Source organism: Nitrospira sp. Nam74 (assembly GCF_965152615.1).
This window is the reverse complement of sequence record NZ_OZ224220.1, coordinates 4,994,627-5,017,092: the sequence shown is the minus strand read 5'-3', so window position 1 is coordinate 5,017,092 and position 22,466 is coordinate 4,994,627. Positions and strand designations below refer to the sequence as shown.

The following is a 22,466-nucleotide window of genomic DNA, read 5'->3' as shown; positions in this document are numbered from 1 at the left end:
TTAAGCCATTGGATTCCTGAAAACTTTCTTCTCTGTCGTGACTTGCCATTGAACAGGCACTCCGGTTGCTCAGTGGGTCAAACACGCCCTGCCGCATGACGCAGAGAAAGGAGGTGAAACACACGCGGCCTGGCTGAAGGCAAATCGCAGCACACCCCTTTACGAGCAGACCATATGGAGGAAGTATGTCAAAGCCAATGGAGCAAGCATCTTTTGCAGTGAATGCGCCGGGGCGCGTGAATCCGGCCGGCCAGGTACCCAAGAAGGATCAAGGCACCCCCGATGACCTCAGCATGAAGCATGTCGGTATCGCGGTCGGCTTGTTTGCGATGCTGATCGGCCTCTTCGGATATGGCTTCTATGTGCAACAGTCGCGACTGACCGCAAAGGAGTCCGGGATGAAGATTGCCGAGGTCACGACGATCGCCAAATCTGATACATCGCTGATGGTATCGGACGCATCGGCGCAGGCGGCGGTTCCCACGACCATTGCGGCCGTGACTGTGAAAGAAGAGCCGGTCGCCTCCCCCACCCACATCCAATCCGTCCATGCCGACATCTATTTCGACTTCGGAAAGACCCGTCTGCGCGCGGATGCCATCGAGACGCTTCAGCAACAGGCTCAGCTTCTCAAGCAGGACGGCCATTGGGCCGTGCTGATTCAGGGCTATACTGATCGGCATGGCTCAGTTGAATATAACAAGACACTGGCATTGCGACGAGGGGAATCCGTGAAGCAATTCCTGACTGAACTCGGAATCCCTGCAGAATCGATGAAGGTCGTCAGCCTCGGGCAGGACGCCATCATCTGTGACGATCAAACGCCAACCTGCACGCACCTAAACCGGCGAGTTCATCTGGAGCTGGTGAAACTGGAAGCGCCGTCTGCCTCCCTCGTGCCCATCTCAACCGTTGCGACGAAGGAGGGATCAGAAACCGATCCGATCACGAGGAATGTTGATTCGGGATCCGATCAGAACCACGACGCCGACGTATTGCCGGGCGCCTCACAGGCCGAGGCGGCACAGGACACCATCGTTCCTTCTGAAATGCACTGACAGTACAACGGGTGTCGAGGTGGAACCGGACTTATCCGGTTCCGCCTCCAGCCAAATGGTAGTCAACTCAAAAGGAAACCCATGCTTCCCTATCCCGGGCGTTTTCGTTTCAAGAGTGCCCCGCTCAGGGGCTCGCGCCTGATGTTTGCCTGGTTTGTGTTTCTACTCCTGGTAGCTGTCCTCTCGGTCGGCATGCTGGTCTCCGCCATCGTACAGGCGGCAGAAACGACATGAGTTAGGACATCAGTCCTCGCGATGCCACCGGCACATTACTCTTCAAGGCCGACACTGCATACGTGCTGATGGCCGGACTAACGGCTGGCGGTGGTTTCTTCAGCAGTGCGCCATTCGACCCCACCGATGGTGAGGTCCATCGGGGGGAGCGACTGACCATGTATAGGACGCAGCTCCAGAACGAGCAAGGGAGAGAGTTGGTGAAACTCTGGATGCTGTTTGAGAAGGTCCTGAAACTCCTGTGACAGGCGTACCGTGAAGGTGCCCGGCTGATTCGTTGGAAAGATGGAGATCTCGCCGAGCAAGAGCCGTGCAGGACGATTGCCGTGTGCCGGGTCGGTCCATGTCAGATACGCGTACACCGACACCGGGGTGAGGGTTTCGTTATGGATCTGAGTGACGGGCAGAATAAGGAGTGAAGGCGCACGTTGTAGCACACCATTTGGAATGGCCAGGACCGCGCGTGGCTGGGTATGGGTCAAGTGGACGTTGGGGCTCTGTTCTGCCGACACGTGTGCATCAAACCAGAAGGAAGAACCAACAGCAACAAGCAATCCAGTGGCGCATGCCGCGAGCAGGATGAACCGATGATATGTGCTCCCTGCTCGCGACATGTGCTCTCCACCTGATCCTATTCTAGTTGTAAGGGACCGATGATGCCAAGCATGAGGCGATTCTCCTAAATTCCGCCTTTTGTTCGTGGTCCAGGAAGGGAACGGGTACGAGCTGGAATCGCAGAATTCTCTCTTTGGCCACGCCAAGCTTTCATTGCCGGTCAGCTCGCGGTAGATTTCTTCGAAATAGTAGAGATAGCCGCGATGCCAGCGAAACCGGCAAGGGATCGTCGACGGCCATGAAAGGTCGAGAAGATGAGGTTAGTGAACCGAAAAGGGGATTGGTGCAAAGGTCAACGCGAAAATGGCGAGGGCTGCCCAGCCGACCCATATCCGGGTTCGACCGAGAGCCGTATCGGGATCCAGGACGGGTGGGTGCGCCAGTCCTAGAATGCCTGCCATGCCGGCCCAGAGAAACCACCCCGGCCATCCGATAAACCCCAAGACCAGGAGAACCGGCAGGATCGTCAGCGCGATGGTGCGTTGTCGACTGCCCCACAAAGCGTAGGCAACGTGCCCGCCGTCCAGTTGGCCGATCGGAATCAGATTTAAGGACGTGACGAAGAGGCCGAACCAGGCGGCAAAGGCCACCGGGTGGAGCACGACATCATAGCCCTCCGGGATGGATCCCATGACGACCCACGTGAAGAATTGCAGTAATAAAGGCTCGCCGAGGCGCAATCCGAAGAGCCCCTGATCGACGACGACCGTCGACCATCGAAGTCCGAATACTAAGGCAACCACCGCGACGACAAATCCGGCAATGGGACCGGCCACGCCGATATCGAACAAGGCTTTGCGACTTAGGATGGGACCACGCATGCGGATGATAGCCCCGAACGTCCCGATAAAATGCGGTGGACCCGGAATGAAGAGCGGCAAAGAGGCCGGGACCCGGTGAATTCTCGAGAGCAGGTAATGGCCGAACTCATGCGTCACGAGAATCCCGAGAAGCGTCGCAGCAAAGGGGATGCCTTTTGTCAGTGCCGTGGGATTCTCGCGCAGAAAGCGCCACGCACCCACAAACGGATCCGCGTTTGTGGCATAGGCGCCGGCCCATAAGGTCGTAAAGACCGTGGCGACAAACAGGCCAACGGGCCATACCCAGTCGGAAACCTCCGAACGGGGCAGTATGTCCCGCTCAGCCATCGAATGAGCGCCAGGCTGAGGGTCTGCTGGAGTCCAGCCGCGTAGCTGCTCAATGGCGGGGTCGTGGATTGCAGGCTGTTGTCGTTCGTGATCCATGTTAAGCCGGTAGGGCAAATGGATTGTGCGCGACTTCTTCCTGAACGGTAGTTGCGGGTCCGTGACCGGGAAGCAGTGTCGTGTCGACCGGCAATCTTAACACGTGTTCACGGACGGACTTCAAATGTGTCGGATACAGCGTTGCCGGATTTGAACGCCCAATCGAGCCTGCGAAGAGCGTATCACCCACAAAGCACATTGGGCTCGTATTCCTCTCAATCCGATAACACATTCCCCCCGGCGTATGCCCCGGTGTCGCCATGAATTGGACGGTCAGCTTCCCCACAGAGATCGTATCCCCATGTTTCGGTGATACGAGCAGGTTGCGCTGTGGTGACCAGGAGAGCAGTGACACATCGGCTTCGCCTAGATAGACGGGCACTCGCGTATAGTCCAAGAGTTGTTCGACTCCATCCGCGTGATCGGAATGGCCGTGCGTCAGGCAAATCGCCGTGAGGCGAAGATGGTTTTGTTGAAGAAACCGGACCATGGCTGCCGAGTTATAGGCCGTATCGATGAGAATCGCCTCTCCGGAATCGTGGACCACATAGCCCTTGACCTCATATCCACCGATGTCACCAAAGACGGTTTCTACACAAGACGTCGCCTCCGAGGAAGGCAGTGATGGAGCCCACTGGGCGGCGGCAATGGCAGCCAGGGCATCGGCGCGCAGGCTCAACGTCTTCGCAAGGGCACGCACCTCGACGTCACTTGGGATGCGGCCGCCGCGTTCGAGGGTTGAAAGATCGCCGGCTCGCATGCCGCTTGCTTGAGCCACAGTCTCCACCGAACGGCCCTGCCCCAAGCGAGCTTTCTTCACGATATCACAGAAGTCGTCTTCGAGTTTCATGCAGTAGCTCTCAGCTTACAGCAATGAGCGTTCGGAGTATTGCGGTCACTCACCACAAGTCAGTTGTCGCTTCTTTCACACTCTAATAACCGCCTCGGATGGAAGGGATGGATACGGAGGTTTTCGTCACGGCGGAGCGGCATCCTAATGACCCTTGACGCTGCCTCGCTGCGACGGCATTGCGACGTTTCGTCGCAGCTTCATAGTTGCAGGAGGCCAACGTACAATTTGAGTGGCGGTGTAACTTCATCGCATTGTGGCGAAACCGGAGTGCCGCCCTTCCCAAGCCGAGGCCACCACCACTTCACCCTTCCGGGTCAAGACGGATTTCCTTGACCTCGCCGAAGCCCGTCAAGACGCGCCCCGTATCGGACGGTCCCACCGCAAGAATCTTCAACCGTTCCGGATGGAGCTGTTCACGGGCGACGCGGAGCAAATCTTCCTTCGTCAGCTTCATCACCTTGTCGCGGAGCTGCTGGAGAAAATCTTTTGGCAACCCATCGTATTCCAGTTGGAGACGGCGGCTCACGATGCTGGCCGGACTCGCGAACGAAAAGATGAAGGAGTTCACAAACGCTTCCTTGGCTTCCTCCAATTCCACGTCGCTGACCGGCTGTTCACGCAGGCGTTCGAGATTCGCCACCAGCGTGGCGATGACCTGTTGTGTCGAGGCCGTCTTCGTCTCGGTTCTCATGCCCCACACCCCGCGTTCGTAAATGCCGCCTCGCAGGACACTGCTGATGGAATAGGCAAGGCCTTGCTTCGTGCGCACGTCCTGAAAGAGTCGGCTGCGGAAGGAGCCACCGCCAAGGATATCGTTCAGTACGACCAAAGCCGGATAATCAGGATCGGTTTCTTTCAATGAAAGATGGCCGGCACGCAGATGAGTTTGAGAGGTCGGCTTACCGACGAAACGGACTTGCCGAGTGTCCGCGGGTTCGATCGGAAGGGACGCCATGCGCGCCGCCTGTCCCGGCGTCCAGTCGCCAAATAGTTCCCGCAACCGGCTCACTACGGTTGCTTTGTCAAAGTCTCCGGTGATTCCGAGCAATATCCCATTAGGATGGAACGTTGCGGCATGAAAGCCGATGAGATCTTCTCGCGTAATTCGCGCAATCGATTTCATCGAGGTCTCGCGTGCAAAGGGATGAGATGGCCCATAGAGCAGTTTGGCAAACTCACGCGAGGCGATGGATTGGGGCTGATCGTTTCGACGCCGGATCGACTCACGCGCCTGAAGCTTCGCCAGTTCAACCCGAGCCGGATCAAACGCGGGCCGTCTGAGGACATCCGCAAACAGAGCCAGCCCACGATCCAGATCTTTTTTCAATACGTCGAGCATTGCGACACCGGATTCCACTCCAATCGAGACCGACATCGCCATTGCGAGGCGTTCTAATTCCTGGTCCAGATCGGCTGCGCTCGTGTGCTGAGTACCTCCGGTCCGCATCGTCAGTCCGGTCAGCGCGGCCACCCCGACCTTATCCGATGGGTCCATCCATCCCCCGGTTCGAATGGTCGCGGAAACCGTCACCAACGGAAGTTCATGATCCTCCAACAGGTACACCACCATCCCATTGTCCAGGACAATGCGCTCGGGTTCGGGCGGATTGAGTTCGACCGGTGGGAACTTCATCTGACGTGGATCCGCTTGATCTGCGGACATGTTTCGCGGTGGTTCTGAGGCCCCAACAGGACGTGCCATCCCGGTTGCTAGAGCCGTGGGCATGAGCAAGAGGCAAATGAGGAGTCCTATCCTGTAATAACGAGATACGGCATCAGTCAACGCGTTCATGGTGTCACCAGATTCGTTGCGGCGGAAGAAGTGTGAAGGCTTGCGGGTTTCTTATTTGGCGCGACCGGCTTGACTAGCGTCGCCACCGTCCGATTGTTTCGCGTGAGATACTGCGCCGCCACACGCTGAATGTCGGCGGGCGTCACTGCAGCAATGCGTTCCCGAGCGGTGAGCACGTATCGCCAATCCTTGGCCACCGTCTGAAAATAGGCCAACTGCGATGCCAAGCCGCTGTTCGACCGTAGCGATCGTAAGAGCTCGGCGTCCAGATTGTTCAAGACCTTTTCTAATTCGGCGGCCTCCACCGGCTCGGCCTTGAGTCGTTCCAGCTCTTCCGTAATGGCGTCTTCGACTTCGCGTGCCGTATGAGGCGCAAGCGGGACGGCGCTCAGCACGAAAAGATTCGGCGCCTGGGCGCCCGGAAAACTCGTTTGGGTATCGACGGCCGTGGCGAGTCGCTTTTCACGGACCAGCCGTTGATACAGGCGTGACGTTTGACCTTCTGATAGTATGGAATCCATCACGTCAAACACAAAATCATCCGGATGTCCCAAGGCCGGCTTGTGGTACCCGAGGAGCAGAACCGGCTCGGCATCAAATTCAACCTCAAGGCGTCGTTCACCGCGTTGCGGCGGCTCAACAGTGACGACTCGCGGGGGGGCCGTCATGGCCGGAATCTTCCCAAAGGTCCGCTCGATGAGCGCGATGACGTCCGGCGCGTGGATATCGCCGACAATCGCGATGACCGCATTCGCCGGTCCATAATAGGTCTGAAAAAAGGCTTCCGTCACGGCCGGAGTGAGCGATTGGATATCCGAAGCCCAGCCGATGGTCGGAAAGCCATAGGGATGGGCCTCGAATGCCGCAGCGGCAAACGCCTCATAGAGGAGTCCGTTGGGGTTGTCGTCGGTTCTCAGCCGGCGTTCCTCCAGCACGACGTCCCGTTCCTTATAGAACTCCCGTAAGACCGGACTGCGCATACGATCCGATTCCACCGCCGCCCATAGCGGAAGACGATTGGAAGGCAGGCTCACGGTGTAGCGCGTGATGTCTTTTCCCGTGGACGCGTTCAGGCCCACGCCGCCATGGCGCTGATAGAGCATGGCCAGTTCATTGCCGACGACAAATTGCCCGGCCCGATCCTGGGCCTCGGTAAATTGCCGGCGAAGCTGCTTCAATGCCGGTGATGACGACTCGTCTTGTCCTTCAGCTTGGAGACGCTCTCGGACCTGCTCGATGTCACGCTGGATCCGATCCAATTCCTCGAGCACGGGCTGTTCCCCCGCGTAGTCTTTCGTGCCCAGCGTGCGCGTGCCTTTGAAGGCCATATGTTCATAGAGGTGCGCCAGGCCTGTGGCGCCGTTATGTTCATTGATGCCCCCCACGCCGAAGGTGAGGTTAATGGAGACGATCGGACTCTGATGTCGCTCCACGAGCAGTACGGTTAACCCATTCGCCAGCGTGTGCTTGATCACCCGCTCAGCCAGCCCGGGCGCGGATTGGCCGGCGGCACCAGCCGGCACGTTGGAAATGATCACGAAGAGGCTGATCGTGAGGAAACTTATGACAAGAGAGTGCTTCCGGTGTTTCATTTGAAAATATCCATCAATTCCTGTGGTGTTTCGATAAACCAATCCGGCTTACAGGCATGCATTTTTTCACGGTTACCCATGCCATAGCCGACGGCGCAGACCTTAATTCCGGCGCGATGCCCGCCATTGATGTCATTCGTGCTGTCCCCGATCAACACCGCCCGGTCTTTGCTGACGCCGAGGGTGTCCAAGATATGGACGATCATGCCGGGCTCCGGCTTCAAGCCGAAGCCGTTGTCGCCGCCCACGACAAAGGCGAAGTGATGCGAGCCCAATCCGGCCAGGATTTTGGTGGTGTACTCCAACGATTTATTGGTCGCAACGGCTTTGTGTTTCCCAGCAAAATGGGTCAGGACGCTATCGATGCCCGGATAAAATTTCGTGCAGTCGAGGCAATGGTCCAAATAATGCCCGCGAAATATCTTGAGTGCTTCCTGGTAATGGTCTAAATTTTCTTCACCGACGGACAAGTGGAGCAGTCGCTTGACGCCGTCGCCGACGAAACTGAAAATCTCTTCCTCCGATCGGACGGGCAATCCCATTTCGCCGAGCGTAAGATTGACGGCTTTGGCAATGTCCCATTTGGATTCGATGAGGGTGCCGTCGAGATCGAAGATGAGCAGGTCCACTGAATGCATCGGTCGATTATACCAAAGATGCGCGGCGTATTCTTATCTCTTCCGATACGAGGAAGAACACAGTTAGATACAAGATGATAACCCGTCCGCAACCCTCGCAACGGTGTGTGCAGTATGTCCGCGGATCAATGGCTCCTGACAGTCTCGTGCTGAGGCATATCACTTGCGATTCACTCATTGAAGGATGCCGCGCATCGCGTTCACCCTTTTGGGAAGAAGAGCCATGAGCCATAAAATGATCGTGTCTGTTGTGTTGACCTGTCTGGCGATCGCCGTACCACTGTGCCTCATGTTTCTTCAGATCGATACGTGAGCGGCGTGGGAAAATGTTGTACCACATGCCTATACCCCATTGACCGTTATTCAAGGCATCACGCTGGAGATTAAAGATCGCTTGAACGAAGAGGGCGTGGATGGCATCCAAGCTTTGGCGATGGCAGATGTCCCTAAGCTGAGACCAGGCGAAGTTGGCAGTGTCTTTGTCGACGAAGCGGAGTTCGCTTCCCTAGGCGGCTTGGGCATTCGGACCTATAGTGGCCTTCTGGCCTATCGAAACCAAGCGGGTGCGAATCCGGTTTCAGGAAACACACCGTACAATGAACTGTCTGAATCGCTCCTTCGAAACCGGTATCTGACCTGAACCTAAAATCTCCTTATTGATCAGCCGCCCGAGTCGCAGGAGGAATCATCGATGAACCGTCTTTCGTCCCCAATCGAGCGTATGCAAAGCCACTATACGGCCATTGTCATCGGATCCGGATACGGCGGGGCCATTGCCGCATCACGGTTAGCGCGGGCGGGGCAACAGGTCTGCGTGCTGGAGCGCGGCAAGGAATTCCTACCCGGCGAATATCCCGATACGGAATCGGAAGCCCTGTGCGAAATGCAGGCTCATACGACGGATGGCCATATCGGCCCCAGGACCGGTCTCTACGATTTCCATCTTGGCCCGGACATCAATGTGTTCATCGGGTGCGGGTTGGGTGGAACTTCCTTGGTGAATGCAAACGTGTCACTGCGAGCCGAGCCGAGGGTGTTCGAAGATCCACGATGGCCCAAAGTCTTGCAGGCGGATCTCACGACGCTGGTAGAGGACGGTTACCGCCGAGCCGAAGAGATGCTCAAACCTTCCCCATATCCGAACGACTTTCCCGCGCTACCCAAACTCCATGCCCAGGAAAAGTCCGCGGCTGCGATGCAACAGCCCTTTTCTCGCCCTCCGCTGAATGTCACTTTTACCGATGGCGTGAACCACGTGGGAGTGGACCAGCGTGCGTGCGTGCTCTGTGGAGATTGCGTCTCAGGCTGTAATCATCGAGCGAAAAATACCGTCCTCATGAATTATCTGCCGGATGCATGGAACCATGGCGCTGAAATCTACACGCATGTAGCCGTCCGTCATCTCGAACGGCGCAATAATCGATGGGTTGTGCATTACCAGTTGTTGATTTCAGGACGTGAAAAATTCGATGCGCCCACCATGTTCGTCACCGCCGATCTCGTCGTCCTTGGCGCAGGCACGCTCGGCTCCACCGAAATTTTGCTCCGTAGCCAAGCCATGGGACTTTCTATGTCCGAACGGGTCGGGCATCGTTTCACCGGCAATGGCGACGTGTTGGGCTTCGGCTATAACACCGATCAAGTCATCGATGGCATTGGTTTCGGGGCACGACCGCCGGATGGTCGCGAGCCAGTTGGACCCTGCATCACAGGATTGATCGACCTTCGCCTCCGCCCCGATTTGGAGCGTGGGATGGTGATCGAGGAAGGGTCGATCCCCGGTCCGCTGGCCGCCTTCCTGCCCGCGGCGCTTGCCGCGGGCGCGAAGTTAGCAGAGCAGTCCGGCAGCGTGGTCGATAGCATCGAGCGAAAAGGCAGGGAACTAGCGAGCTTTGTCAGGGGCCCCTATCATGGCGCAGTGCGGCGTTCGCAAACCTATCTAGTCATGACCCATGACGACGGTGAAGGCCGCATGGCCCTTGACCGACATGATCAACTGCGCATCGACTGGCCTAGCGTAGGCCGGCAACCCATCTTCGAACAGGTGGATCAACGGCTCAGGGAGGCGACCCGTGCTCTCGGCGGGACCTATGTTCCCAATCCCCTCTGGACTGAGTTAATGACCCATCCCCTCACGAGTGTCCATCCATTAGGCGGCTGCGTCATGGCCGAGGATGCATCGCACGGAGTGGTCAATCACAAAGGACAGGTCTTTGCAGGACGAGCGGGGACGGAGGTGTATGACAGCCTGTACGTGTGCGACGGCGCCGTTATCCCTCGGCCGCTGGGTGTGAATCCGTTGCTCACGATTTCAGCGCTGGCAGAACGATGCCTGGCTCTGTTAGCGAAGGACCGGGGCTGGAGTCTTTCCTATCAACTCCCGTCGGCCCCCAAAGAGACCGTCGTCCCGCCGCGCATGGGCCTGCAGTTCACTGAAACCATGCGCGGGTATGTCTCGTTGAACGTCATCGACGATTACCAGCGCGCAGCCGAGCAGGGACGGATTGATCAGTCGCCGTTCGAATTTACATTGACGGTGATCACCGATGATCTAGAGCGTATGCTTGCCGATTCGACGCATCCAGCGAAGATGGTCGGTACGGTGACGGCGCCGACACTGGCGGCGAAGCCCATGACGGTGTCTCATGGCGTCTTCCAACTATTCACTGAAGATCCTCAGCGCGTCGGCACCCGCCGGATGAACTACCGTATGAATCTGGTGACGGAGGAGGGCCGGCAGTATTACTTTGAGGGATTCAAATCCGTCCATGACGACCGGGGGATCGATCTGTGGTCGGATACGACGACCTTGTACATCACGGTCCATGGCGGACATGATGCAACCCATCCAATCGTCGCCAAAGGCATTCTGAAGATCGCGCCGGCCGATTTTGCCACACAAATGACGACGCTTCAGATCACGAATGCGCCCAATACCGCGGAGCGCCTTGCCGCGACGGCTCGCTTCGGTACGTTTTTCAGCGGCGCCCTCTTCGAGACCTACGGTGGCATTCTGGCCAAGCAGAGCGTGTTCGATCCCGATATGCCACCGCGTAAAAAGCGGCCGCTTCGTGTCGTGGCTCCGCACGTACATGTCTGCACGACCAGCGACGGTGTCCAACTGCGTTTGACGCGCTATCAGGGCGGGAAGAAGGGCCCGGTGATCCTTTCGCATGGCTTAGGCGTGTCCAGTGCGATTTTTTCATTGGACACCATCGACACCAATCTCCTGGAGTATCTGTTTGCACAGGGCTATGACGTCTGGCTGCTGGATTATCGGGCCAGCATCGATTTGCCGGCGTCCCGCACGCAATTTACGGCTGACGATATCGCGCAGAAGGACTATCCGGCGGCGGTTGAGGCCGTCCGCCGCGTCACCGGGGCGGCGACTGTACAGATGGTGGTGCACTGTTATGGGTCGACGACGTTTTTCATGGCGATGCTCGCCGGCTTGCAAGGCGTACGATCGGCTGTCTGTTCTCAGATCGCCACGCATATAGTCGCGCCCGCGATGACGCGGTTCAAAGTGGGACTTCATCTTCCAGAAGTGCTCCAAGCTATGGGGGTCGACTCGCTGACAGCCTACGTCGATCGCCATGCCGACTGGAAAGACCGTCTCTTCGATTTGGCCCTGCGATGCTATCCTGTGGCCTCGGAGGAGCGGTGTAATAGTCCCGTATGTCATCGCATCACGTTTATGTACGCCCCGCTGTATGAGCATGCGCAGCTCAATACGCTGACGCACGAGACGCTCCACGAAACGTTTGGGGTCGCGAACATGCGTGCCTTTGAGCATCTGGCGCTCATGACCAAGACAGGTCATCTGGTCACCGCCACCGGCGATGAAGCGTATCTTTCCCACCTCGATCGGCTTGCTATTCCGATTACCTTCATCCACGGCGAACGCAATGAGTGCTTTCTTCCGGCCAGCACGGAAAAGACCTATGAATTGCTGGTGCAGAACAACGGTACGGGCCTGTACCGCCGTCATGTGATCCCGGACTACGGCCATATCGACTGTATCTTTGGCAAGAATGCCGTGAAGGATGTCTATCCGCTCATTCTCCAACATTTGGACGAGACGGCCTGACCCATCATGATTCCGAACCGTGGGGGTTCACTCAGTTCCCGGGCATAAGGAGATTGACCATGTCAGATGCCGACAAACAGAAGATGGTGGGGTGGTACGATCCAGGCCAACTCCTACGAACCGCCGGCGAAGTCGTGATTTCGACCGTCTTTGGCCGCAATGCCGATCAGCGGTTGATTGAAGCGTTATTTGCCGGGCCTGATGAACTGGAGGAGCAAGATCTTTTTCAAGATTATTCCGAGAGCAACGAGCTCTGGCTGGACTATGTGGCGGACCTCGGAGACGGTTGGAACTCGACCTATGCCGTAGCCTATCATTTGAGCCAAGCCAAGCTGTCGGTCAACCATGAGGGAAAGCGCTACGATACCATCAGAGGCACCGCTTTGGTGTTCGGCGGAGACGAAGTCTATCCCACCGCCAGTCGCTTGGAGTACAAACGGCGAACATTTCATCCCTATGACTGCGCCTTTCATGGTGCGACGACATCCCGCCCGGACATGTTTGCCATTCCTGGGAACCACGACTGGTACGACAGCCTGGTGTCCTTCACGCGGTATTTCATCGACAAAGATGACATTGCCGGCTTTCACACGCCACAGCTGCGCAGCTATTTTGCGATGAAGCTCCCACATCATTGGTGGCTGTTGGCCACCGACGTGCAACTGGGCTCCTATATCGATGGGCCTCAGGTCGAGTATTTTGCGCGCGTCGCCACGAAAATCGATGCGGGGGACAGTGTCATTGTCTGTAACGCCGAACCCGTGTGGATCTATGACCATCTGTACAAGAACACAGATCCGAACATCGATGATAGAAATCTCGACTTCTTCGAGAAGGTCATCCTGAAGGAGAAATCCGTGCGCGTATTTTTGGCGGGCGATCTTCATCATTATCGGCGCCATGCGGCCGATGATCAGACGCAAAAAATTACGGCCGGTGGAGGCGGGGCGTTCTTACATCCCACCCACGGGGCTGATGTCGACGAGATTCAAGAAAACGAAAGCCAAGACAAGGCACAGCGACCTCGTCGAACCTTTACGCACAAGAAGAGCTGGCCCTCCGCCGCCGTCTCACGACGTCTGTGCCTGCAGAATCTGTTGTTTCCCATTCTTAATCCGAAATTCGGCATCGCGCCGGCCATCTTGTACCTTCTTACCGCATGGTCCGTGATGGCCCCGATCGGCGACCTCGGGCTTTCTGACATCGCAAGTGCCACCCACATGACGATACTGACCGCGCTCAACAATCCTTTTGCCGTGTTCTGGAGCGTGACCCTGTTCTTGGGGTTCTGGCTGTTTACCGATACCCATGTCACCTGGTATCGATGGACGGCGGGAACCATCCATGGACTGACTCATCTGCTTGCCGTGTTTTTTATCGGATGGGGAGCGGCCTATGTGGCGGTGCACGATATGGGGCTGCCGTTCGGATCAATCCCTCAGTTGCTGCTTTCCGGAGCCATTATCTTCGCGGCGGGCTACCTCGTCGGCGCAGTGCTTCTCGGGGTGTATCTTCTAATCTCTCTTAATGGCTTCGGGCGCCACGCGAACGAAGCTTTTTCGTCGCTGAAAATCGAAGATTGGAAGCACTTCCTACGACTGAAGATCGGGACCGATGGCACGCTCACCATTTTCCCCATCGGGATCCGGCGAGTCCCCCGGCGATGGACCGAGACCCCTCATGGCAGCCCCGGTCCACGATACGTTCCAGATGATCCAAAGGCCACCGAGCCGGAATTGATTGAAGCTCCCATTACGGTGACGCCTCTCCGACCGTCACCTGCACGATCCGTCGCACGCTAGCCAGTGAGCGAACCGGCCGGCTTGGTGTTTGCTCATGGGGTCAGATGGGGCGAGTGGAGCGACCCGAGAGCCATAGCAGCGACGACGGGATGATTATTTGCTGAGAAGCCGCAATTCATCACGCAGGGCTGTCAGTTGGGCGATGTGGGAATGATCGGTTTCCTCGATGATGGCCTGTTTCACATAGTTCATGATGCGTTTTTGGCCCACGTGCGGCGGAATGATGGGTTCGACTACGCGCCACATGCCGTTCACAGCTTTAATGCGGAATCCGACTCGGTCGACATGGGGTTCGGAGAGAAAGACGGCTTTTTCGAGATATAACGAGCCGAGCACTTTATATTCCACCGGGATCACGACGTCTAAATTGTTCTTGACGTCCCACTGGCTCAAGTCCTCAATGACTTCATAGCCGCTGACGACGACCAGCTGTCCCCAGACGGGTTCCTCACTCCACCCGACATAAGGCTTTTGACTCTCCCTGGTGAGTGAGTTCAAACGCGCGCCCTTGTTATCCAGCTCTAAATATTTCTTCAGAAGGATGGCCGGATCCTTGACCAGCGCACCCGTTTGAGCCTGCCCATCGCTGAAGACTAGCGTGAGGCAGGCTAAAATGGTCACGAAGATGAGCTCTCTCACCTAGAGGATCTCCAGTTTTTCCATGCTGAGCGCCATAGGATGCTCAAAAACGGTCATCCGACGAGGCCGCAAATGAGCCAAAACCGGAGGCCTACCCTCTGGGGTACGTTGAGGAGTTTTGACGAATCGAGAAACGAAGCTCGGGAAGGGGCGCGTCTTGGCGCGCCTGGGGCCGGGCGGGTGTAATGAGGCCATTTTCAGCATCCTACTTATCCGACTTCGTGGAGCTTCATCAGATTCGTTCCCCCGCGCAAACCAACGAGCGCCCCCGACACGATAACGATGCGATCTCCGGTCTTTGCCAATCCTTCGGCTTTCAGCCGGGACTCGACTGCGCTAATGCGTGCGTCGGTTTGTTCGATGAGCGGCATCGTATAAGGCAGGACTCCCCAGCACAAGGCCATGCGCTGACGCACTTGCTCAAAGGGCGTGAAGGCAATGATCGGAGTCGTCGGCCGCTGTTTCGACATCAAATGGACGGTCATGCCGGACTGACTGAACGCGACGACCGCTCGCGCCCCGGTCGTGAAGGCGGCAGAAGACGCCGCGCCGCAAATGGCCTCTGGAAACGAAGCAGAGCCTTGGCCGGCCTCGGATCGGCGGTTCAGGCCTGGCTCCTTTCCTTCTTCGGCAGCCCGAACAATGCGGTCCATGACACGGACGGTCTCGTCCGGATAACGACCGACGGCCGTTTCGGCCGACAGCATGACCGCGTCCGTCCCATCAAACACGGCGTTGGCCACATCGGAAGCTTCCGCCCGGGTCGGACGGGCATTGTGCGTCATCGACTCCAGCATTTGCGTCGCCGTAATGACGAGTTTCCGCCGGCGATTGGCCGCGGTGATCATCCGTTTCTGCAACACCGGCACCGCTTCCGGTCCCATCTCCACCCCGAGATCACCCCGTGCGATCATAATGCCGTGTACCTGATCAAGGATCAATTCCAGATGTTCGACGGCTTCACGCCGTTCGATCTTGGCAATGATGGGAGTTTCTCCCCCGTATTCAGCCATCAATTGCCGCGCTTCCATGATATCGTCGGGTCCTCTCACGAATGAGAGTGCAACATAATCCACTTGATGCTTCAGGCCGAATCGCAGGTCTTCGCGATCCTTCTCGGTAAGCGTGGCGGCGCTAATGGTGCTGCCGGGCAAGTTCATGCCCTTGTGGGATGCGATGATTCCTCCGATGTTCACGCGACATTCTACTGCCTGGTGCAAGATCCGCTGGACAGTGAGTTCGATGAGACCATCGTCGATGAGAATGCGTGCGCCGGGCTTCACATCCTGAGCGAGATGGGGATAGGTGACCGGAATCTCGAGAGTATGGTTGGCGACGCCCGTGCCTTTCATCGGAGGCTCGATGACGAGCAGAACGGCCTGGTCGGTATGGATTTCTACGGCATCCCCGGGCAGATTCCCGATGCGAATGCGCGGCCCCTGGAGGTCCTGGATAATGGCCACCGGCGTGTCATGCCGTTCGGCCGCTTTGCGAATAGCGTGAATGGCACGGGCATGAGAGTCCTGGGAACCATGGGAAAAATTGAGCCGGGCCGCATTCATGCCGCTCTGAATCAGGCGGTCAAGAAGCTCCGGCGATTCACTCGCGGGGCCTATGGTGCAGACGATTTTTGCGTTTCGCATTCCGGCGCAACTCACAGAAGCGCGGCGGCCATTCTAACAAAGGTATACCGGGGTCGCAATGCAACGCGTATTTTCTCCGCATTCGACTGAGATCCACCTTGCCTTGAACGGGGCTGCATGGTACCGTCCCTCCGTTTTGCCGGTGCCTTCCATGGTCGGGAGCAGACGATTGATGCGAACCGTCCTCTCCGTAGTGGCCTCCCTCGTTTTGGTCGTTCTTTCGATCAGTGTTTCAGCCGAACCGTCCCGTTCAGGACAGGCCCATTTTCAGACTTCATACCGGAGTAATGGATCGAGTTCGTGGACTGTTCTTGCCGCGCCCCCTTTGCCGGAGGCTTCGACTGCCGAACGATCAGCGCGACCTCTTGTAGGCGTTCCGCCGCTCAAGGCCCAAGAGATCCTCGAGGCGGTTCAAAAGCGACATGGCGAACCACTGCCAGGGTATGCCGGTGGAAGGACATTTCATAACCGTGAACGGATACTGCCCCCCGGCCACTATCGTGAATACGATGTGAATCCAAGGATCGCTGGCCGCAGTCGCGGGCCGGAACGATTGGTGATCGAGCAACGGACGGGCAAGGCGTATTACACCGGCGATCATTACGTCACCTTTATCCCTATGAATTGAGGCATCCAATGGGTATTGACCATCTGCGGTCCACACAACCTCCATATGTAGAATTGCTCGTGCTGAAGAAAGGGCAGTCCTATAAAGACTCCATCACGCCGCCCCCCGGGTTTGTCCTGAAAGAGTTTCATGGCCGGAAATGCCGTACGAAGGCCGGCCTGCTCGGCGAGTTCCCCCGCGTCTTAAACTTTCCCTCCTATTTCGAAAAAAATTGGGATGCGCTTGAGGATTGCTTGACGGACCTGCAATGGCTGCCTGCCCCGGGATATCTCTTCATCATCACGGAAGCCGATCAAGTCTTGCCGGACCACGATGACGAATATGAGACATTCATTAAAATCCTGGAGGAAAGCGGGAAAGTATGGGCAACTGAGCAGGACCTGCGTCCCGAAATCCCATTTCACGTTCTGTTCGCCCTTGAAGAACACAACAAATCGAAGAGAAAAGACTGGCTGATTCCAATCATTAAAAAATGAAAGCTCGGCCGCATCGTCTTGACCGGTTTGTCGACCCCATGGTACGGTTCACCGGTTTTTATGAAGACGACCACTTCCAAGAAGCTCTTTACCGCTGCGCAGCAGCTAATACCCGGCGGGGTCAATAGTCCTGTCCGTGCGTTTCGGTCGGTCGGCGGCCACCCTCTCTTTATCAGACGCGCGAAGGGGGCACGCCTGTATGATGTCGATGGTAATAGCTTCATCGACTACGTCCTTTCATGGGGTCCGATGATCCTTGGCCATGCGCCCGCGCCCGTCGTTCAAGCAATCACGAGGGCCGCGGCAAATGGAACAAGCTATGGTGCGCCGACGGAGCTAGAGGTCAGACTCGCGCAGTTGGTCACGGAAGCCGTGCCATCCATGAAGCAAGTACGGCTGGTCAATTCTGGAACCGAAGCCATCATGAGCGCCATTCGGGTGGCGCGCGCACACACCAAGCGCGATGGCGTTTTGAAATTTGAAGGATGTTATCACGGACATGCCGATTATCTTCTCGCCAAAGCCGGCTCCGGTGTAGCGACATTGGGCCTGCCGGATTCCCCGGGTGTTCCCTCGGACTTTACCCGCCATACATTGACCGCTCCATATAACGATGTGAATCGCGTCAAGAAATTGATCGAGGCCCATGCAGACAAATTAGCCTGTGTGATTGTAGAGCCAGTGGCCGGCAATATGGGCGTCGTGCCCCCGCATGACGAATTTCTGCCGATGCTGCGGGCGCTCACACGCGAGCACGACATGGTGCTCATTTTTGATGAAGTCATTACCGGGTTCCGAGTGCACTACGGGGGTGCTCAAGCGGTCTACGGCATCGAACCCGACTTGACCTGTCTCGGGAAAATCATTGGCGGTGGATTGCCTGTTGGCGCGTATGGCGGGGCACGGGAGCTCATGCAACAGGTCGCTCCGGCTGGGCCGGTCTATCAAGCGGGAACGCTGTCAGGGAACCCATTAGCTGTGACGGCCGGCATTGCGACGCTGAAGCAGCTGAGGGCTGTCGGCGTCTATCGTCGGTTAGAAGAGCAAGCGTCCATCTTCGCCGAAGGGCTGGGAGAACGCGCGAAAAAGGCCGGCGTGCCGCTCACACAAACGCGGGTAGGGTCGATGATGGGAGCCTTCTTTACCAAAGAACCCGTGGTCGATTTTGCGTCGGCGAAGCAGTCCGACACGCAGCGCTATGCGAAGTATTTTCATCGCATGCTCAGCAAGGGTGTTTACTTGGCTCCCTCTCAGTTCGAAGCCGCCTTCTTGTCGACCGCCCATACTTCGCGCGATTTAGCACAGACGCTCACGAGCGCCTATGCCGTATTTCGAGCACTGTAAACTCTGACCGTATCCGGATGGATACGGTCAAGGTCCGTGGAGATACGCTCTGCTCGACTACTCGTCGTCTTCGTCCTCCGCGTCCAACGCTTCTTGCCGCTTCTGTTCTTCCATCGCGTTATGCAGCAACATGCGGATGAACATGGAGTAGAGAGAACCCCTCTCTAAGGTCCCTCCCGGGGGGATTGCGATTTTCCCTTCTGTAATCATACGATCGAGCCAGGATTTTTGATCCGGCGCGATCAGAACGGGAATCTCGACTAATCCAACTTTTCCAAACATATCCATAAATCTGCTCCTTCCTGAAACGTTGAAGCCATTTCAGCACGCGCATTTTTGCTTTGTCAACAGAGTGCGCATGAGTCTTGCAAATCATTACGTCCATGGATGGTCTTGATAGAGAGGATGGCGTGAGACGTATGAAGGATCAGAGGCGACGTGCAGTCTCGACAGGATTCGTCGTGTTGCTGTGCGGATTGCTTGTTGGTGTCGCGGCCCCCGCGGTTGCGAGCAAGAGCTCGTCCAAGAAATGTGATGTAACGCCTGGGGCTCGCATGACGGCCGCGGCAGTGCCCAAGACGCCGGCCGTCGGGTTTTCACAGGTCCGTACACGAAGACCCCATGGGATCAATTCATTGCGCCAGACGAACGCACGGCGGGCCATAGGGCGAGGTCTCACGCATCTCAACAATTCACGCGCAACTCTAGGACAGCGGGAGCAGACCTTAGATTCGTCGCGTATCCACGTCATCGATGGGGATACCTTCGCATATGGTTCCGAACGAATCCGTATTCAAGGCTTCAATGCTGCCGAGCGCTCTGATCCCGGTGGATTTGAAGCGACGCGTCGCCTCGAGATGCTGCTACACCAGGGACAGGTGACGATGATTCCAAAAGCGACCGATATCTACGGCAGGATAGTGGCTCAGATATTCGTGGACCGCCTCAATGTGATCGACCTGCTCAACCTACAATAATACTTCCATATCATAACGTAGGAATTCGTCTGATACCGTAAAGAACGTTAACGACCTATACTTTTTTCCAATTAGACCCGGTCTTTTGTCGGTCGAAGACCTAAAGGAATACTTTGAACGCCATCACGGGACTGAAGGAAGAATTCGGACACGGCGCGAATCAAGACAAGGATCAGCCGCACCCGCCAGGAAAGGCTGCGACCGCCCTTAAACTGGCTCCGATCCTATGCGTAGCAGTCGGCGTCTTCATCGTTGATCTCTTGATCCCCAAGGGTTTTGCTGACGGCCTCTTGTATGTGGCGCCAGTTGCATGGATCGCACTGTGGTCGACTCGACATGAAGCTTCGTTAGTCGTGCTTGTGGCGGCAAGTTGCACGGTGTGTGCTATCGTTGGTTTCTTCCTGTCTCCGCCAGGGCTGCCGTGGTTGGGTCTTGCCAATCTCGGGATCACGATTTTTATTATATGGCTCACGGTCGTCTTGTCGTTGACGAGAAAGCGTGTCGAAGAGGAGGTGAAAGCGCTGCGCGGGTTATTGCCGATCTGTTCCTATTGTAAAAAGATTCGGGATGACAAGGGATATTGGAAACAGATCGAGGTCTATATTGCAGCGAACTCACAAGCCGACTTCAGTCACGGGCTTTGTCCTGAATGTGGCATAGAGCACTATCCGGACATCTTTCCACAAGAGCACACCGGCACCCATTCATAAGCTATTTTTTGGTCTTCTTTTTCTTGCCGTCTTTGGGATTCTCCGCGAATAAAAGCCACGCCAGGACGACAAATCCTACCGCCACTGCAGAGATCGCCAGCCATGTGCCGAGTTTGTCCATTCGTCTTATCCTAACTGCTTGCCCCGACCAAGCGCGACTGGGTAGGCACCCGATTGTCCCGGTGTTTCACATGGCGAGGTCCCGGGCTGTTCGGGCATGTCCAGTAATGGTTGCGGCAACCGTCTGAGTTTCCCCTCGAGAGTGACGGCGGCGAGTGTCGCCGATCCTTGAACTACGATCCTTCGGCTTGTCCGCTCACGAATCGTATGCGAGAACGTCAACGTTGTCTTACTGCGGTCCGCCACATTCGTCTCAACCGCCAGCACATCGCCGTAGCGAGCGGGTGAACGATAGTGCACTTCCACATGAGTCACCATGAATTGTGTCCCATCCTGCAGGAGTTCTGAGACTGAAATCCCTCGATCTTTCAAATACTGCGTCCTCGCGCGCTCGAAATATTTGAGGTAATTGGCATAGTACACAACCCCGCCGCAATCAGTGTCTTCATAGTAAATGATGATGTCCATGTCGTGAAACGTAGTCTCAACGGTCCGTCGTATGTCCTGACCGCAGCCTGGTGCTGAAGCGCTGATCAGTAACGGTGATCACAGAGCTAAGACGGGGAATTTCGGCAGCGAGCCATCGCTGATGGAGGTAATTTTGATGACGATCTCATACAATTGGTGAAACCGTTCGGCCTTGATCGGTTCGAATCCGTGACCCAGGACCGCATGGTTCGCGGCGTCCATTAACGGCTTCATCTTGGCCCATTGAGCGAGATAGGCCTGTCCGATCGTGTCGCCAAGGCCAGCCAACGCTCGAAACTGGCCAAGCAGCGGTAACTTGTACTTGCCATCGACATCATCGAGCCAGCAGGTCTGACAATTCTCCTGAAGTGCCTGCGGCAGTTGCTCGGGCTGCACGTCCCAGCTTTTGATGCGATGGTGCTTCCACAGACGATGTTGGGCGACCGCTTCCAGCGCTCGAAGCAGAGTCATTACTGCGGCTTCGATGTGGTGATCGATCTCGGCTCTCCGCCTGGCATTGGCCAGGAGATCGTATGCCACCGCTTCCTTGACATCTCCGGGATCTAAAATAATTTTCTCCAGAAAGCTGATATTCAGTTTCAAGTGTGGCAGAAGGCTTTTGAGTTCCGGCGGACCACCCCAGATGGACGCCATTTCGAGTGCTTTCAGCGACGTCTTCAGTTTGTCCCACGCCGCGCGGTGCTGAAAACGCTCCCACAATCCGTAGCCCTCGGCGAGGTCTGCCAAGGCTCGATATAAAGGCTTCTGTCCACCGCTCACCCGCAATTCAAGTTGGCGGAATACGGCTGCGGAGGGGACAAAAGCGCCTCGGTTAAACAGATCGCATCCATCGCGACGAGCCGATGCAGCCGCCTCATCCCAGGGATTGCCCTGAATCCAAAGCCGTTCATGGCCTGCAACAGCAATTCGTTCTTCGTCGCTCGAAGCGGTTTCACTTGAACAGAGGGTGACGATCCGGGAGCAATAAGGTGTGGCGGCGAGGGTCATGGCTCCCGTCATCGCCGGGGTAGCGCCGGTAAGATCCATCACCAGTTCGCCACTCTTCACGTCCCAGGTCTGCAGCAGATCGGGAAGCGTTCGGGCCAGCGCTTGGTATGAGGACATCAACCGCGACGCGTCCGTCGTCACCACCCAATCCCATCGTTTCGGCATCTGTGCAATGTGGGGCTGGATCGATGCCTCGATCAGGCTTTTCACCGATTCCGGCACGAAAAAGCACAGTAATTCAGGCTTCAACCGGTTGATGGAATAGACCGCCGCCGAAGCATCATCCGTGACCGCGATCAGCAGTGCTTTGGTAGAACTGTCGATGGCCATAGCGAGCTGACTATAACATCCGAATCCGTCTCGATCAATCGATGCATCGCGAGCCAATGTGGTCGGATTTTTAGGGGATCAGATCTTCAGAAGCTCTAGAGCATGCGAGCCGGCAATGTTCGCGTTGACCATCTTTCAGGATCGACCGAGGGGTCTGGTCCTGCCATTCCACGTTTCCTTTTTTGTCACGGTCAGGCTTGGCCTA

At 56.6% G+C, this 22,466-nt stretch carries 20 protein-coding genes; 9 read left to right on the top strand and 11 right to left on the bottom strand.

All coding sequences use genetic code 11. The features are described 5' to 3' along the window. Window positions 1-185 precede the first annotated feature (185 nt). Window positions 186-1,058, top strand: coding sequence for an OmpA family protein (locus ACWHYZ_RS23680; protein ID WP_447985127.1), 873 nt, complete (start codon window positions 186-188; stop codon window positions 1,056-1,058). A gap of 311 nt (window positions 1,059-1,369) precedes the next feature. Here ACWHYZ_RS23680 and ACWHYZ_RS23675 read toward each other — a convergent pair whose 3' ends face one another. The 6 genes from ACWHYZ_RS23675 to ACWHYZ_RS23650 form a co-directional block, all read right to left on the bottom strand. Then, window positions 1,370-1,906 (bottom strand): hypothetical protein, encoded by a 537-nt coding sequence (locus ACWHYZ_RS23675; protein WP_447985126.1) that lies wholly within the window; start codon window positions 1,904-1,906, stop codon window positions 1,370-1,372. A gap of 261 nt (window positions 1,907-2,167) precedes the next feature. Then, entirely contained in the window at window positions 2,168-3,151 is a 984-nt protein-coding gene (locus tag ACWHYZ_RS23670) for a site-2 protease family protein (protein WP_447985125.1), read from the bottom strand. A gap of 1 nt (window position 3,152) precedes the next feature. Next, complete coding sequence (locus ACWHYZ_RS23665; RefSeq protein WP_447985124.1) at window positions 3,153-4,001, bottom strand: MBL fold metallo-hydrolase; 849 nt, start codon at window positions 3,999-4,001, stop codon at window positions 3,153-3,155. Between the two features lie 304 nt (window positions 4,002-4,305). Continuing rightward, window positions 4,306-5,637, bottom strand: a complete 1,332-nt coding sequence (locus tag ACWHYZ_RS23660; RefSeq protein WP_447985123.1) for a M16 family metallopeptidase — start codon at window positions 5,635-5,637, stop codon at window positions 4,306-4,308. Between the two features lie 155 nt (window positions 5,638-5,792). Then, window positions 5,793-7,388, bottom strand: coding sequence for a M16 family metallopeptidase (locus ACWHYZ_RS23655; RefSeq protein WP_447985122.1), 1,596 nt, complete (start codon window positions 7,386-7,388; stop codon window positions 5,793-5,795). After that, window positions 7,385-8,026, bottom strand: a complete 642-nt coding sequence (locus ACWHYZ_RS23650) for an HAD family hydrolase (RefSeq protein WP_447985121.1) — start codon at window positions 8,024-8,026, stop codon at window positions 7,385-7,387. The genes ACWHYZ_RS23655 and ACWHYZ_RS23650 overlap by 4 nt, the downstream gene beginning before the upstream one ends. A gap of 352 nt (window positions 8,027-8,378) precedes the next feature. Here ACWHYZ_RS23650 and ACWHYZ_RS23645 point away from each other — a divergent pair, with 352 nt between their 5' ends. From ACWHYZ_RS23645 to ACWHYZ_RS23635, 3 genes are read left to right on the top strand one after another with little or no spacing between them, the layout of a single operon-like run. Then, window positions 8,379-8,666 (top strand): hypothetical protein, encoded by a 288-nt coding sequence (locus ACWHYZ_RS23645; protein ID WP_447985120.1) that lies wholly within the window; start codon window positions 8,379-8,381, stop codon window positions 8,664-8,666. 51 nt (window positions 8,667-8,717) lie between these two features. Next, complete coding sequence (locus ACWHYZ_RS23640) at window positions 8,718-12,116, top strand: GMC family oxidoreductase N-terminal domain-containing protein (RefSeq protein ID WP_447985119.1); 3,399 nt, start codon at window positions 8,718-8,720, stop codon at window positions 12,114-12,116. A gap of 59 nt (window positions 12,117-12,175) precedes the next feature. Then, window positions 12,176-13,918, top strand: coding sequence for a metallophosphoesterase (locus ACWHYZ_RS23635; protein WP_447985118.1), 1,743 nt, complete (start codon window positions 12,176-12,178; stop codon window positions 13,916-13,918). A gap of 93 nt (window positions 13,919-14,011) precedes the next feature. Here ACWHYZ_RS23635 and ACWHYZ_RS23630 read toward each other — a convergent pair whose 3' ends face one another. Both ACWHYZ_RS23630 and pyk read right to left on the bottom strand, forming a co-directional pair. Continuing rightward, entirely contained in the window at window positions 14,012-14,557 is a 546-nt protein-coding gene (locus ACWHYZ_RS23630; protein ID WP_447985117.1) for a hypothetical protein, read from the bottom strand. A gap of 209 nt (window positions 14,558-14,766) precedes the next feature. Continuing rightward, window positions 14,767-16,200: a pyruvate kinase gene (pyk, locus tag ACWHYZ_RS23625; RefSeq protein WP_447985116.1), complete on the bottom strand. Its 1,434-nt coding sequence runs from the start codon at window positions 16,198-16,200 to the stop codon at window positions 14,767-14,769. 172 nt (window positions 16,201-16,372) lie between these two features. On the opposite strand from pyk, the gene ACWHYZ_RS23620 reads away from it, so the two are divergent. The 3 genes from ACWHYZ_RS23620 to hemL are packed head-to-tail and all read left to right on the top strand — an operon-like array spanning window position 16,373 to window position 18,648. After that, window positions 16,373-16,828, top strand: a complete 456-nt coding sequence (locus tag ACWHYZ_RS23620) for a ribonuclease domain-containing protein (RefSeq protein ID WP_447985115.1) — start codon at window positions 16,373-16,375, stop codon at window positions 16,826-16,828. A gap of 8 nt (window positions 16,829-16,836) precedes the next feature. Next, the gene (locus ACWHYZ_RS23615) at window positions 16,837-17,304 is read left to right on the top strand and encodes a barstar family protein (protein WP_447985114.1); all 468 of its coding nucleotides are present in this window, start codon (window positions 16,837-16,839) and stop codon (window positions 17,302-17,304) included. Between the two features lie 60 nt (window positions 17,305-17,364). Continuing rightward, the gene (hemL, locus tag ACWHYZ_RS23610; protein WP_447985113.1) at window positions 17,365-18,648 is read left to right on the top strand and encodes a glutamate-1-semialdehyde 2,1-aminomutase; all 1,284 of its coding nucleotides are present in this window, start codon (window positions 17,365-17,367) and stop codon (window positions 18,646-18,648) included. A 57-nt stretch (window positions 18,649-18,705) separates the two neighbouring features. Here hemL and ACWHYZ_RS23605 read toward each other — a convergent pair whose 3' ends face one another. Beyond that, the gene (locus ACWHYZ_RS23605; protein WP_447985112.1) at window positions 18,706-18,936 is read right to left on the bottom strand and encodes a hypothetical protein; all 231 of its coding nucleotides are present in this window, start codon (window positions 18,934-18,936) and stop codon (window positions 18,706-18,708) included. Between the two features lie 131 nt (window positions 18,937-19,067). On the opposite strand from ACWHYZ_RS23605, the gene ACWHYZ_RS23600 reads away from it, so the two are divergent. Both ACWHYZ_RS23600 and ACWHYZ_RS23595 read left to right on the top strand, forming a co-directional pair. After that, window positions 19,068-19,625: a thermonuclease family protein gene (locus tag ACWHYZ_RS23600; RefSeq protein WP_447985111.1), complete on the top strand. Its 558-nt coding sequence runs from the start codon at window positions 19,068-19,070 to the stop codon at window positions 19,623-19,625. A gap of 113 nt (window positions 19,626-19,738) precedes the next feature. Continuing rightward, window positions 19,739-20,335, top strand: a complete 597-nt coding sequence (locus ACWHYZ_RS23595; RefSeq protein WP_447985110.1) for a hypothetical protein — start codon at window positions 19,739-19,741, stop codon at window positions 20,333-20,335. A gap of 126 nt (window positions 20,336-20,461) precedes the next feature. Here ACWHYZ_RS23595 and ACWHYZ_RS23590 read toward each other — a convergent pair whose 3' ends face one another. Together ACWHYZ_RS23590 and ACWHYZ_RS23585 are read right to left on the bottom strand one after the other, a co-directional pair. Continuing rightward, on the bottom strand, window positions 20,462-20,923 hold the full coding sequence (locus ACWHYZ_RS23590; RefSeq protein WP_447985109.1) for an acyl-CoA thioesterase: 462 nt from the start codon (window positions 20,921-20,923) through the stop codon (window positions 20,462-20,464). 78 nt (window positions 20,924-21,001) lie between these two features. Continuing rightward, window positions 21,002-22,261 carry a TIGR02710 family CRISPR-associated CARF protein gene (locus tag ACWHYZ_RS23585; protein WP_447985108.1) on the bottom strand — a complete coding sequence of 420 codons (1,260 nt, stop codon included), beginning with the start codon at window positions 22,259-22,261 and terminating at the stop codon, window positions 21,002-21,004. Window positions 22,262-22,466 lie beyond the last annotated feature (205 nt).

Coding starts and splice junctions, on each gene's coding strand:
- ACWHYZ_RS23615 (WP_447985114.1), top strand. CDS start 16,837: ATGGGTATTGACCATCTGCGGTCCACACAACCTCCATATGTAGAATTG.
- ACWHYZ_RS23590 (WP_447985109.1), bottom strand. CDS start 20,923: ATGGACATCATCATTTACTATGAAGACACTGATTGCGGCGGGGTTGTG.
- pyk (WP_447985116.1), bottom strand. CDS start 16,200: ATGCGAAACGCAAAAATCGTCTGCACCATAGGCCCCGCGAGTGAATCG.
- ACWHYZ_RS23650 (WP_447985121.1), bottom strand. CDS start 8,026: ATGCATTCAGTGGACCTGCTCATCTTCGATCTCGACGGCACCCTCATC.
- hemL (WP_447985113.1), top strand. CDS start 17,365: ATGAAGACGACCACTTCCAAGAAGCTCTTTACCGCTGCGCAGCAGCTA.
- ACWHYZ_RS23620 (WP_447985115.1), top strand. CDS start 16,373: ATGCGAACCGTCCTCTCCGTAGTGGCCTCCCTCGTTTTGGTCGTTCTT.
- ACWHYZ_RS23675 (WP_447985126.1), bottom strand. CDS start 1,906: ATGTCGCGAGCAGGGAGCACATATCATCGGTTCATCCTGCTCGCGGCA.
- ACWHYZ_RS23655 (WP_447985122.1), bottom strand. CDS start 7,388: ATGAAACACCGGAAGCACTCTCTTGTCATAAGTTTCCTCACGATCAGC.
- ACWHYZ_RS23605 (WP_447985112.1), bottom strand. CDS start 18,936: ATGGATATGTTTGGAAAAGTTGGATTAGTCGAGATTCCCGTTCTGATC.
- ACWHYZ_RS23640 (WP_447985119.1), top strand. CDS start 8,718: ATGAACCGTCTTTCGTCCCCAATCGAGCGTATGCAAAGCCACTATACG.
- ACWHYZ_RS23600 (WP_447985111.1), top strand. CDS start 19,068: ATGAAGGATCAGAGGCGACGTGCAGTCTCGACAGGATTCGTCGTGTTG.
- ACWHYZ_RS23680 (WP_447985127.1), top strand. CDS start 186: ATGTCAAAGCCAATGGAGCAAGCATCTTTTGCAGTGAATGCGCCGGGG.
- ACWHYZ_RS23660 (WP_447985123.1), bottom strand. CDS start 5,637: ATGAAGTTCCCACCGGTCGAACTCAATCCGCCCGAACCCGAGCGCATT.
- ACWHYZ_RS23665 (WP_447985124.1), bottom strand. CDS start 4,001: ATGAAACTCGAAGACGACTTCTGTGATATCGTGAAGAAAGCTCGCTTG.
- ACWHYZ_RS23670 (WP_447985125.1), bottom strand. CDS start 3,151: ATGGATCACGAACGACAACAGCCTGCAATCCACGACCCCGCCATTGAG.
- ACWHYZ_RS23635 (WP_447985118.1), top strand. CDS start 12,176: ATGTCAGATGCCGACAAACAGAAGATGGTGGGGTGGTACGATCCAGGC.
- ACWHYZ_RS23585 (WP_447985108.1), bottom strand. CDS start 22,261: ATGGCCATCGACAGTTCTACCAAAGCACTGCTGATCGCGGTCACGGAT.